This is a genomic window from Flavobacterium rarum (SeqCode) (assembly GCF_965234445.1).
GTDB classification, from domain to species: domain Bacteria; phylum Bacteroidota; class Bacteroidia; order Flavobacteriales; family Flavobacteriaceae; genus Flavobacterium; species Flavobacterium rarum.
Genome location: NZ_OZ248501.1, coordinates 163,517 through 176,968, shown reverse-complemented (window position 1 = coordinate 176,968; position 13,452 = coordinate 163,517). Strand labels below are relative to the sequence as shown.

Annotated in this window: 7 protein-coding genes and 1 pseudogene; 4 read left to right on the top strand and 4 right to left on the bottom strand. The window is 34.3% G+C overall.

Features of this window, described 5'->3' with window-relative positions:
- Nucleotides 1–182 precede the first annotated feature (182 nt).
- Complete coding sequence (locus AC8GF4_RS11470; protein ID WP_506594770.1) at nt 183–347, top strand: DUF1016 N-terminal domain-containing protein; 165 nt, start codon at nt 183–185, stop codon at nt 345–347.
- A gap of 153 nt (nt 348–500) precedes the next feature.
- A pseudogene (locus AC8GF4_RS11465) lies at nt 501–1,081 on the top strand (PDDEXK nuclease domain-containing protein).
- Nucleotides 1,082–1,089: 8 nt separating this feature from the next.
- Here AC8GF4_RS11465 and AC8GF4_RS11460 read toward each other — a convergent pair.
- The gene (locus AC8GF4_RS11460) at nt 1,090–1,866 is read right to left on the bottom strand and encodes a methyltransferase domain-containing protein (RefSeq protein ID WP_506594769.1); all 777 of its coding nucleotides are present in this window, start codon (nt 1,864–1,866) and stop codon (nt 1,090–1,092) included.
- 423 nt (nt 1,867–2,289) lie between these two features.
- On the opposite strand from AC8GF4_RS11460, the gene pafA reads away from it, so the two are divergent.
- Nucleotides 2,290–3,906, top strand: a complete 1,617-nt coding sequence (gene pafA, locus AC8GF4_RS11455) for an alkaline phosphatase PafA (RefSeq protein ID WP_506594767.1) — start codon at nt 2,290–2,292, stop codon at nt 3,904–3,906.
- A gap of 345 nt (nt 3,907–4,251) precedes the next feature.
- Here the strand turns inward: pafA and lysA are convergent, their stop codons facing one another.
- The 3 genes from lysA to gltB form a co-directional block, all read right to left on the bottom strand.
- Nucleotides 4,252–5,475, bottom strand: coding sequence for a diaminopimelate decarboxylase (gene lysA / locus AC8GF4_RS11450; protein ID WP_506594766.1), 1,224 nt, complete (start codon nt 5,473–5,475; stop codon nt 4,252–4,254).
- 318 nt (nt 5,476–5,793) lie between these two features.
- Nucleotides 5,794–7,248: a glutamate synthase subunit beta gene (locus AC8GF4_RS11445; protein WP_506594765.1), complete on the bottom strand. Its 1,455-nt coding sequence runs from the start codon at nt 7,246–7,248 to the stop codon at nt 5,794–5,796.
- 2 nt (nt 7,249–7,250) lie between these two features.
- Nucleotides 7,251–11,768: a glutamate synthase large subunit gene (gene gltB, locus AC8GF4_RS11440; RefSeq protein ID WP_506594764.1), complete on the bottom strand. Its 4,518-nt coding sequence runs from the start codon at nt 11,766–11,768 to the stop codon at nt 7,251–7,253.
- A gap of 405 nt (nt 11,769–12,173) precedes the next feature.
- Here gltB and sucC point away from each other — a divergent pair, with 405 nt between their 5' ends.
- The gene (gene sucC, locus AC8GF4_RS11435; RefSeq protein ID WP_506594763.1) at nt 12,174–13,367 is read left to right on the top strand and encodes an ADP-forming succinate--CoA ligase subunit beta; all 1,194 of its coding nucleotides are present in this window, start codon (nt 12,174–12,176) and stop codon (nt 13,365–13,367) included.
- Nucleotides 13,368–13,452: the final 85 nt, after the last annotated feature.

Here is a 13,452-nt window from a genome sequence, read left to right as displayed (position 1 = left end):
ACGCTACAAGCAAGCTGGGCATTTGGCTTTCTGAATGATAGTTTTGTATCAGCCGAAATTTAGTTAAACCGAAAGATTACGCATTTTTAATCCCAGCCTGCGTGTAGCGCGGGAACGATAAAATTGGAGGTTTGTTGCAACAATGACGGCAACAGGCAGTCCAGTCTGTTAATACTATTTTAGTGCAAACCTATTGGCATATTGGACAACATATTGTTGAGTTTGAGCAAAAAGGTAATGAACGAGCCGAATATGGCAGTCAGTTGTTTGAGCGACTTTCAAAAGATTTAACGCAATCTTACGGTAAAGGATTTAGCAGGTCTAATTTGTTTTATATGCGTAAATAATATTTGTTTTTCACAATAAGTGGGACAGTGTCCCACTTATTGACGTGGAGTCATTATTATGAAATTTTGAAAGCCGATTCAGAGTTAGAAATTGGTTTTTATAGTAAATAAAGTGAAAAAGAACGTTGGAGCGTAAGAGAACTCAAATGTCAAATGAAGAGTTCTTTGTTTGAGCGTATTGCTTTAAGTAAAGACAAAGAAGGTGTTTTGAAATTGGCTAAAGAAGGTCACTGCATCGAAAAGCCTGAAGATCTTATAAAAGATCCTTTTGTTTTAGATTTTCTTAATATTCCACAGCAATATCAGTATTTAGAAAGTGAATTGGAAGAAAAAATAATTTCCAATTTGCAACAGTTCATTATGGAAATGGGTAAAGGTTTTGCTTTTAATGGAAGACAATACAGAATGAGTATTGGAGGTAAACATTTTTATTTGGATTTACTTTTTTATCATCGAATCCTAAAGTGTTTCGTGTTGGTCGATTTAAAACGAGGTGAAATTGATCATCAAGATATTGGACAGATGAATTTGTATCTCAATTATTTCAAAAAGAAGAAGCCACCGAAGGAGATAATGAACCGATAGGAATTGTTTTGGGCGCACATAAAAATCATATTTTGGTAGAATATGCTACTGATAGTATTACAAATAAAGTACTCTTGAGTAAGTATCAACTGTATTTACCTGATAAAAAAATGCTTCAAAATCAGTTGGACAAACTTTTGGAGGAATAATACTTTTTCTATTTCTTGATTCTGATTTGCATGGCATAATCATAAGGATCCAGAGGTGTAAATACTATATTTTCGGATGTTACGAAAGTTAAATAAGCTCTGATTTTTTCTTGGGTAAATCTTTGAGACCAAAATTTTTCTTTGGTTGCTGTAAAGCTATCCTTTGCATTTGTAATTACTTCCATTCCCATTTTTTGATAAGACTGTTCTTGTTTTTTGCGAGTCATGTCATTATCTATATAACAGGCACCTAGAATTATTTCTCCATCAGAATTAAGCAAAGAATAGGCTTTTGAAAAAATAGCGGTAAATTTTTCATTCATTGATAAATCCAATCTTGTGCAGGAGTCTTTATAGGTGTCAAATGGAAAATTCTCTGGATAGAAATTCCCTGGAGTAAACCAAGTGCAAATAATCAAATCGTATTTTTTATTTAATTGATCTAATTGGATGGCGTCAAGCAAATGTACTTTTAGCTTGTCTTCGATATGTAATTCTTTGGCTGTTGCTTGAGACAGTTTTATGCAGGCTTTGGCGTTATCAGTGCCTTCGTAGGATTCAATCATTTGCCACATTTCTGGGATGGCGCTCAGGTGACGGGCTATTCTGGCACTTCCTATTCCGATGTCTAATAATGTTAAAGGGCTTCCTTTTTTTAGATATGCCTCGGCGATGACTTTTTTGAGTTCGGTAAATTCGGCCCATTGAGCCTGTAATAAATCTTCGGACAAGTAGTTGTCGTCAAAAGATTTTTGGACCGTGTTTTCATTGTCATACATGTTCATAATCAGTAGTTTGATTTTCAAATTTAAGCTTTAGTTTTATAATTTTTAGCATAAGTAGAATTATTTTTTTGCCACTAAGTCACTAAGAAAAGTGTGAATCAAATTGATGTAATTTCTTTTTGCTTTTTTTGAGAATTATGAAAATGAAAGTTCTAGTTAAGTAAAAAAAGTTCTTGATTGCAGTGAGCGTGAGGGATAGAAATAAGCTACCTAAGTAGCATGGATAGCCCGACCGCATCCCGATAAGAGGGCGAATACGCGCAAAGTATGTTTGACCTCTTTTCGGGATGGGGTCACGCCCTAATTATTTTGATGATTTGCTGATTTTTGATTAAGAATTGATTAAATAATTGCATTGCTTGTTTTGTTTTTTGTTTTTTTTAAAGGATAATGTGTATTTTTGTGTGTAATTTAAAATGTATTATGAAAAAAATTATCTTGTTTTTAGTATGTGTTTTTTCTATCCACAGTCAGGCACAACAACGCCCTAAATTGGTTGTTGGTATTGTTGTAGATCAAATGAAAATGGAGTATTTGTATCGATTCTCTGATGATTTTTCAGACAAAGGTTTTAAAAGACTGATGAATGACGGTTTTACTTTTTACAACATGAATTATAATTATGTGCCTACATTTACTGCTCCAGGGCATGCGTCTATTTATACAGGGGCAACTCCGTCAACTCACGGAATTATTGGGAATGATTGGTATTTGCGTTCTTTAGGAAAAACTACCTATTGTACAGACGATGCCAGTGTAAAGACACTTGTACAAGGTACAGAAAAAGAGGGTGCTATGTCTCCAAAAAATCTTTTGAGTACTACAATTACCGATGAATTAAAAATGGCAACAAACTTCAACGGAAAAGTAATTGGTTTGAGTATTAAGGATCGTGGTGCAATTTTGCCGGCGGGTCATTTTGCGAATTGGGCATTTTGGTATACTAAAACAGGTTCATTTATATCAAGCAGTTTTTATGGTGATAAATTGCCAGAATGGGTAGCTGATTATAATAAAGAAAAGACATATATGAAATATGTTGAAAAAGGATGGAATTTGTTGCGTCCGCTAGATACATACAATGAAAGTCTTCCTGATGACAATCCGTATGAAGGGAAATTGGATAAAATAGCAAATCCTGTTTTTCCATATGATTTGAATAAAATTTATAAACAAAATGGGTTGGAAGTAATAAAAACGACTCCTTTTGGGAATGATATATTGGCTGATTTTGCTATGAGAGCTATCGATAAAGAAGCATTAGGGAAAGATAATATTACAGATTTTCTAGCGGTAAGTTTTTCTTCAACCGATTATGTTGGACATACTTTTGGTCCAAGATCAATGGAGATTCAAGATACGTATTTGCGTTTGGACCTTACTATTGCTGCCTTTTTGGATTATTTGGATAAGAATGTAGGTAAGGATAATTATGTGCTTTTCTTGACTGCAGATCATGCTGTTGCCGAAAACCCAATTTATTTGAAAGATCATAAATACAATGTAACCAACATTCCTTCCAAGGAAACTTTTAATGCATTGAATAAATTTTCAATGGATACATTTGGAGTTAATTTAATATTGAATTATTCCAATTTCAATGTTTTCTTGAACCGAGAGCTTATTAAAGAAAAAGGTCTTGAACTTTCTAAGGTGAAACAAAACTTTAAAGACTTCATGATGACTCTTGAGTATGTTAGAAGAGTGTATACCCAAGAAGAAATTTTGAGTGCTACCGGTCAAGATTATTATTTGAATTTTATATTTAAAGGATATGACCCTAAACAAAGTGGTGATCTTGTTATTCTTCAAGGTGCTGGTTATCTGGAAAGTATTGAAACGGGAACTACTCACGGAACTCCAAATAGTTATGATACCAATGTGCCATTGCTTTTTTACGGCTGGCATGTTCCAAAAGGAGAATCTAACAAGAAAGAATACATTACTGAAATTGCTCCTACGCTTTCTAAAATGTTAAAGATTGCTACTCCAAACGGTACAGAGGCAGAAGTTTTGGAAGAGTTGTTTGAGAAAAAATAACTTGTTTTTAAAGAAATGAAAATCCCATTCGCTTCAACGAATGGGATTTTTTTTTGTTACTTTTATGCTTTTCGGTATTGATACCTAATAGTTTTTTTTGATACAGATTTTCAAATTTTCACAAATGATGTGTCTAGTTATACCATACATATATTTATTAAATAGTCTTAGGGCAAGTGTTCTAATACCGATATAGTATGAAAACAAATCGTTTTTTTAGACAATATTGGATACATAATCGGCATTATTTGTATTCAGAGGTTTTATTTATGTCTAATGGATTGAGTTGATTTTTGATAAAAAAAATCCCGAAACTTTAATTGTTACGGGATTAGTGTTTATTTTTTAAACTGTTGCTGCTGATTCAACAGGCAATGGAATCTGATTTTTAAGTAAATCTTCAAACGTTTCATGAGCTCTTATCAGATGGCCTTTACCGTTCATCCATAAAACCTCTGCAGGTTTGTAGCGTGAGTTGTAATTGGATGCCATTGAAAAGCAATAGGCTCCAGCGTTGCGGAAAGATAAAATATCTCCTTCTTTTATTTCTGAAATTCTTCTGTTGGTAGCAAAAGTATCAGTCTCACAAATGTACCCTACTACCGAATAAAAACGCTCTTTGCCTTTTGGATTCGAAATGTTTTCTATAGTATGTTGTGATCCGTACAACATAGGGCGAATCAAGTGATTGAAACCACTATCAACACCAGCAAAAACTGTTGAAGTTGTTTGTTTTACCACATTTACTTTGGCCAAAAAGAAACCTGCCTCACTTACCAAGAATTTTCCTGGTTCAAAAATCAAAGTTAAATCTTTACCATATTCTACACAAAAGGCATTGAATCTTTTGGATAATTTTTTACCTAATTCATCAATATCGGTAGCGATATCATCTTTTTTGTAAGGAACTTTAAATCCGCTTCCGAAATCTAAAAATTCTAAATTTTTGAAGTTTTTGGCAGCGTCAAATAAAATTTCGGCTGCATATAAAAACACTTCAATATCCAAAATATCTGATCCAGTATGCATGTGAATACCAACGATATTCATATTTGTATTTTCTACAATACGTACCAAATGGGGTAGTTGATGGACTGAAATTCCAAATTTACTATCAATATGTCCAACCGAAATATTGGCGTTTCCGCCCGCCATTACGTGTGGGTTGATACGAATACAAACAGGAACATGAGGATGTTTTGCTCCAAATTGCTCCAGAATTGACAAGTTATCTATATTTATTTGAACCCCCAAAGTGTGTACTTCCTCAATTTCTTCTAGAGAAACACCATTTGGAGTATAAAATATTTTTTCGGGTGCATAACCAGCGTGTAACCCTAGTTGAACTTCTTGAATAGAAACGGTGTCCAATCCAGAACCCATATCTCTCAATAATTGAAGAATAGCAACATTGGATAATGCTTTCATTGCATAATTGATGCGTAAATTAGACACTTTAGAAAATGCTTTCGTTAATCTATTATATTGAGATTGTATTTTTTCGGCATCATAGACATAAAGTGGACTTCCAAATTGTTCTGCTAAGTGTAGTAAATCGTTTGCTTGCATCGTTATTATTATTTTTTACAAATTTATTATTCTTTCAGTATACGACCAAACAATTTACTGTTATTTAACAAAATATAACAAATTGTTTAAATCGTAACAAGTAGTTCTCGTTATTGATTTTTTTTAACTTTACATAAAATTTAATTTCTATGTTATAAATTTAGTATGCATGCCTATAATTGATGTAAGTGCTAATTAATTAACGTTTTATTTATTGAATAACTAAAATTTTAACTGAGTTTAAATTCTGTTTTGTTTTAAAAAACAAATCCCTTGATATAAATGATATCAAGGGATTTAAAATTTTTATTTCAAATATTATAAAGCGGGTAAATCACCTTTTCCTTTTGTTGGTAAATTAGTATATCCCATCAAGTATAAATCAACTTCTCTAGCAGCTTCACGTCCTTCAGAGATGGCCCATACGATTAAAGATTGTCCTCTTCTCATATCCCCAGCAGTGAAAATATGCGGTACATTGGTTTTATAATTAGTCGCTTTGTAATTGCTTCTAAAATCAATTTCTAATCCCAATTGATCACTAAGTGTTTTTTCTGGACCAGTAAAGCCAAGCGCTAACAAGGCCAAATCACAAGGCCAAATTTTCTCTGAACCTTCTTTTTCGATTAATTCAGGTCTTTGTCCAGGAACCATTTTCCAAGCTACTTCAACGGTTTTTAATCCAACAAGCTCACCTTTTTCATTAGCAAGGAATTCTTTTGTATTAATTAACCAGTTTCTGTTGCAACCTTCTTCATGAGATGAAGATGTTTTTAATTGCAACGGCCAAAAAGGCCATGGCGTAGTTTCGCTTCTTCCGACCGGAGGTTTTGGCATAATTTCAAAATTAGTCACTGATTTTGCTCCGTGTCTGTTTGAAGTTCCCACACAATCCGATCCTGTATCTCCACCACCAATAACAATTACATCTTTTCCTGTAGCCATTACTTGGTCTTCGATTTTTTCTCCGTACAATACTTTGGTTTGCTGTGTTAAGAAATCCATTGCTTGAACAACACCTTTGCTATCGGCTCCTTTTGTAGGCAAACCTCTTCTTTCGGTTGCTCCACCGCATAAAACGATAGAATCAAAAGCTTTCAATTCTTCTACACTAAAATTAACCCCTACGTTTACATTGGTTTTAAAAACAACACCTTCAGCTTCTAATACTTTAACGCGTCTGTCAATTATTCCTTTTTCTAATTTAAAATTTGGAATCCCATAACGCAATAAACCACCTATTGCATTGTCTCTTTCAAAAACGGTAACGGTATGGCCTGCACGATTTAATTGTTGTGCTGCCGCCAATCCTGCAGGACCAGATCCTACAACTGCAACCGTTTTTCCTGTTCTTACTTCTGGAATTTGGGGTTTAATCCAGCCTTCTGCAAAACCTCTTTCAATGATGTTTTTTTCAATATTTTCAATAGCAACCGGCTCGCTAATGATTCCTAGAACACATGATTTCTCACATGGAGCAGGACATAAGCGACCTGTGAATTCAGGGAAGTTGTTTGTTGATTGTAAAATCTTCAAGGCGCTTTCCCATTCTTCCTGATGCACCATGTCATTAAAATCAGGAATTAAATTTCCCAATGGACAGGAGCTATGACAAAAAGGAATGCCGCAATCCATACATCTGGAACCTTGTTCTTTGATTTTATCTTTTGCTAACGGAACTGTAAACTCATTATAGTTTGAAACTCTTTCTAGAACAGCAACATTACTTTCGTCGGCTCTATTATATTCTTTAAATCCACCTATTTTACCCATGACTATTGTGCTATTAGTTCTTCAATTTGCTTTTCTTCTGACAATCTTTGTAATGCTTTCTTGTAATCTGTCGGCATCACTTTAATGAAATGTTTACTTTCGTTTTCCCAATCTCCTAAAAGGCGTTTTGCTAAAGGGCTATTGGTGTACATTGAATGATTTCGGATTAAGCGTCTTAATTTTTCTAAATCTTCTTCTTCCAACGTTTCTAAGGCAACCATTTCCATATTGCACAATCCATTTTCAAATTTCTTTTTGGCATCATAAACATAAGCCACACCGCCACTCATACCAGCAGCAAAGTTTCTACCTGTTTTTCCAAGAACAACTACAGTTCCTCCAGTCATGTATTCACAACCATGGTCTCCAATTCCTTCGACAACTGCTGTTGCTCCAGAATTTCTAACAGCAAATCGTTCTCCAGCCATTCCGTTAATGTATGCTTCTCCTGTTATAGCGCCATAAAGGGCTACGTTTCCAATTATAATATTGTCTTCTGGACTAAAAGTGGCAGTAGGAGGGACTTTAATAATTAATTTTCCTCCAGAAAGGCCTTTTCCTAGGTAGTCATTACAGTTTCCGTGTATTTTAAATGACAAACCATTAGTGGCAAATGCTCCAAAACTTTGTCCGGCAGATCCTGTAAAGTCAACAAGAATAGTGTCTTCTGGCAATCCTTGAGATCCGTAAATTTTTGAAATCTCATTACTTAAGATGGCTCCAACAGAACGGTCTGTATTTTTGATATCAAATGTAACTCTGGTTCTTTCTTTTCTATAGATAGAAGGAATTGCAGCTTTTATTATATCAAAATCCAATACATTTTCTAATGCGTGATCTTGGGTAGTTGTATTGTGATTTGGAACTGTTTTCGCTTTTTCTGGTTTGTATAGAATAGAAGACAAATCCAATCCACTCGCTTTGTAATGTTTAATTGCTTTGTTAACATTCAGTTTTTGCGATTGTCCAACCATTTCTTTCAATGTTCTAAAACCAAGTTGAGCCATAATTTCTCTTAACTCTTCGGCAATAAAATACATAAAGTTGATAATGTGCTCTGGAGTTCCTTTGAAATTTTTTCTCAATTCTGGATCTTGTGTTGCAATACCTACTGGGCAAGTATTTAAGTGACAAGCTCTCATCATGATACAACCAGATGCTACAAGTGGTGCAGTTGCAAAACCAAATTCCTCTGCTCCTAATAATGCTGCAATAGCAACGTCACGACCAGTTTTTAATTGACCATCACATTCTAAAACTACACGACTTCTCAAATCATTTAATATCAAAGTTTGTTGTGCTTCGGCAAGACCCAATTCCCATGGAATACCTGTGTGTTGTAAGGATGTCAATGGTGCAGCACCAGTTCCTCCGTCATATCCTGAAATCAAGATAACATCCGCTTTTGCTTTGGCAACACCGGCAGCAATAGTTCCAACACCTACTTCAGCAACCAACTTCACGTTGATTCTTGCTTCACGATTGGCATTTTTTAAGTCAAATATCAATTGAGATAAATCTTCAATAGAATAAATATCGTGGTGTGGAGGAGGAGAAATAAGACCCACATAAGGAGTAGAATTTCTTGTCTCTGCAATCCAAGGTACCACTTTTTCACCTGGTAATTGTCCACCTTCTCCAGGTTTTGCACCTTGAGCCATTTTTATCTGAATCTCTTTGGCATTTGTCAAATAGTTGATCGATACCCCAAATCTTCCAGAAGCAACTTGTTTGATGGCACTATTTCTAGAATCCCCATTCAAGTCTTTTTGAAAACGTTTTGGGTTTTCTCCACCTTCTCCAGAATTACTTTTTCCACCAATCCTGTTCATGGCTATCGCTAGATTCTCATGTGCTTCTTGGCTAATAGAACCGTAAGACATTGCTCCGGTTTTGAATTTTTTTACAATTTCGGTCCAAGGCTCTACTTCGTCAATAGAAATTGGATCCAAATTATTAAATTCGAATAAACCTCTTATGGTCATCAAGTTTTCACTTTGATCATTCACCATAGTAGAGTATTCTTTATAACTTTCTGGGCTATTCAAACGAACAGCTTGTTGTAATTTTGAAATAGTTGTTGGATTGAACATGTGTTTTTCACCGTTTCTTCTCCATCTGTAAATTCCACCAATTTCTAAAGGTAATAAATTTGCAATTTCCGATTTTGGGAATGCATTTTGGTATCTTTTCTTAACTTCTCTTTCAATTTCCATTAGACCAATTCCTTCGATTCTTGAAGGTGTATAAGGGAAGTATTTTGAAGTAAATGTTTTGTTTAATCCTAAAATTTCAAAAATTTGTGCCGCTCTATACGAATGTAAAGTAGAGATACCAATTTTGTTCATGATTTTTAGAATCCCTTTTGCAATCGCTTTATTATAATTGGCAATTGCATAATCAGCTTTTACTCCAGTAATAAAACCTTCATTCACTTGGTTGTGAATGATTTCGTTTACCATATAAGGATTGATAGCACTTGCTCCATATCCAAATAATAAAGCAAAATGATGCGGTTCACGAGGTTCAGCAGATTCAATTATAATTCCAAACTTAGAACGAACTTTTAGAATGTTCAAAGAATGGTGAATATAAGAAGTGGCTAATAACATTGGTATTGGTGCGAATGTAGCGCTTACACCTCTATCGGATAAAATTACAATGTTGCATCCTTCAGAAACTGCTTTGAAAGTAGCTTGAACGCATTTTTCTAAAGCACGCTCTAAACCATTTACCCCTTTTTCTATTTTGTATAAAGTAGAAATAGTTACCGATTTAAAATCAGCATGATCTATGTTTCTGATTTTATCTAAATCCTCATTGGAGATAACGGGATTTTGAATTTTGATTTTTTTACAATGTATATCGGTTATGTCAAAGATGTTATAATCTCCTCCAATTGCTAAGCTTGTATCTGTAATTATTTCTTCACGGATTCCATCCAAAGGAGGGTTGGTAACTTGTGCAAATAATTGTTTAAAATAGTTATACAGTAATTGTGGTTGGTCTGATAATACTGCAAGAGGAGTGTCATTACCCATAGAACTCAATGCTTCATTGCCTTGAGCCCCCATTGGATTAATGATCGTTTTTAAATCCTCAATAGTGTAGCCAAATAAACGTTGTCTGGTTTCAAAATCAATTTTCTCCGTTGGAATTGGATTATTTGTATAAGGAATACTTGCCAAATGCAACAAGTTTTTGTCCAACCATTCTCGATAAGGACGTTTAGATACAACAGAATGTTTGATTTCTTCGTCTTCAATAATACGACCTTCGTTCATGTCTACAAGGAACATTTTTCCTGGTTCTAATCTTCCGTGTTGTACTACATCTTCTGGTTTTATATCCAAAACACCAATTTCTGATGACATGATAACAAATCCGCTTTTGGTCAAGGTGTAACGAGAAGGACGCAATCCATTTCTATCCAATAATGCTCCAATTACGTTTCCATCAGTAAACGGAATAGAAGCTGGACCATCCCAAGGCTCCATAATACAAGCATTATACTCATAGAAAGCTTTCTTTTCATCCGACATGGTTTGGTGTTTTTCCCAAGCTTCAGGAACAACCATCATCATAACTTCTGGAAGTGAGCGACCAGTCATTAATAATAACTCAACAACCATATCCATAGAAGCTGAATCTGATTTTCCTTCTAAAATGATTGGGAATAATTTTTTTAGATCTTCTCCAAAAACATCACTTTTCATCAATTCTTCACGAGCACGCATTCTGCTTACGTTTCCTCTTAAAGTATTGATTTCACCATTGTGACACATGTATCTAAAGGGTTGTGCCAAATCCCAGGAAGGGAATGTGTTTGTAGAAAAACGTTGGTGAACCAAAGCCAATCGGGTCACTAAATCGTCATCCAATAAATCTGTATAGTATCTGCTGATGTCTTCTGGCATCAATAGACCTTTATATATTATAGTAGTTGTAGAACAACTTGAAAAGTAGAACATATGACTTTCCGAAGTTCTTGAACTACGAATCGTATGTTCTGCAATTTTTCTAGCCAAGAATAATTTGGCATTGAATTGTTGTTCTGTAATATCTAATCCGTTTTTGCCAACAAATACTTGTTTAACGGTTGGTTCTTTTTCGGCGGCAATTTGTCCTAAATTGGAAACATCAACTGGAACATCTCTCCATCCCAAAACAGCTAAGTTTTGATCTTTTATGGCAGTTTCAAAAGAAGTTTTACAAAAAGCAACTTGGTTTTGGCTTTTAGGCATAAAAACCATACCAACAGCATATTCTCTTACTTCTGGAATTTCAAAATCACATACTTTCTTAAAAAAGGTATGAGGAATATCAAAAAGGATTCCAGCACCATCTCCAGTTCTTCCATCCGAGCTTACTGCTCCACGATGTTCCAACTTTATAAGGATGTCTAGAGCCTTATGAATAATGTCATTAGACTTAATTCCGTTCAAATTACATATAAATCCTGCGCCACAATTGTCGTGTTCAAATTCGGGTAAATATAGGCCTTGTTCTTTAACTCTCATGCTTGATATTTTTTTTACAAAATTAAAGATTTCGTAACATATATTGAGTGAATCCATCATTTAGGTTCTATTTTTGTTATAAAAGTAAAAAAGGTATGAATATTTGATAATAATGCTAGATTTGCCTTTATGAATTGACATTTCTTCAATGAATATTTTTTAAAAATCAAAAAACCTTTAATATTTGTAATAAATATAGGATTATACTTTTTGCAGACGATTATTTTAACAAAAACACTAAGAATTTTTAAATTTATTTTACTATATCGATTGAGATAAAAGAATCACTAATTTTTAATTTTATGTGTTATTATAATTAAAAATAATTTCAGTTAAATTAAATTTTGCTATTTTTGTGCCACTTTTATTCTGAAATAGATTCAGAATCCAGACAAATTCTATATTATGAACATACACGAATATCAAGGAAAAGAGATTTTAGCTAGTTACGGAGTTCGCATACAACGCGGAATTGTAGCGAATAGTCCTGTAGAAGCTGTAGCTGCTGCAAAACAATTAACTGCCGAAACTGGTACAAGTTGGTATGTTGTAAAAGCCCAAGTTCACGCAGGTGGTCGTGGTAAAGGTGGTGGAGTAAAGCTTGCCAAAGGAATTGACAAAGTAGAACAAATTGCAAGTGAAATCATTGGAATGCAATTGATTACTCCTCAAACTTCTGCAGAAGGGAAAAAAGTTCACAAAGTATTAATTGCTGAGGATGTATATTATCCAGGCGAAAGTGAAACTTCTGAGTTTTACGTTTCCGTTCTTTTGAATAGATCAACTGGACGTAATATGATTATGTATTCTACTGAAGGTGGAATGGATATTGAAGAAGTGGCAGAACACACTCCACACTTAATTTTCACTGAAGAAATTGATCCAGCTGTTGGATTACAAGGTTTTCAAGCAAGAAGAATTGCTTTTAACTTAGGTCTTTCTGGAAATGCTTTCAAAGAAATGGTGAAATTCATCGATTCATTATACAATGCTTACATTGGTTCTGATGCTTCTATGTTTGAAATCAACCCAGTTTTGAAAACTTCGGATGATAAAATTATGGCTGTAGATGCTAAAGTAAATATCGATGATAATGCTTTGTACAGACAAAAGAAATATGCTGATATGCGTGACGTTCGTGAGGAAAATCCAATCGAAGTTGAAGCAAAAGAAGTAGGATTGAACTATGTAGATCTTGACGGTACAGTTGGATGTATGGTTAACGGTGCAGGTCTTGCAATGGCAACTATGGATTTAATTAAGTATGCTGGTTTTGAACCTGCAAACTTCCTTGACGTAGGTGGAACTGCAGATGCAAAACGTGTTGAAACTGCTTTCCGTATCATCTTGAAAGATCCAAACGTAAAAGCAATTTTAATTAATATTTTTGGTGGAATTGTTCGTTGTGACCGTGTGGCACAAGGAGTTGTTGATGCTTACAAAAATATGGGTGATGCAATAAATGTTCCAATCATTGTTCGTTTACAAGGTACAAATGCTGCAATTGCAAAAGAATTAATTGACAATTCAGGAATGCCGATTTTATCTGCTGTTGAATTTCAAGAAGCTGCAGATCAAGTTACAGCGGCACTTTCTTAATTATAAAAAAGTTTATATATTCAAAATCCTGAGTGAAAGCTCAGGATTTTTTGTTTTATATTTTTATAAATAAAATGATTTAGGT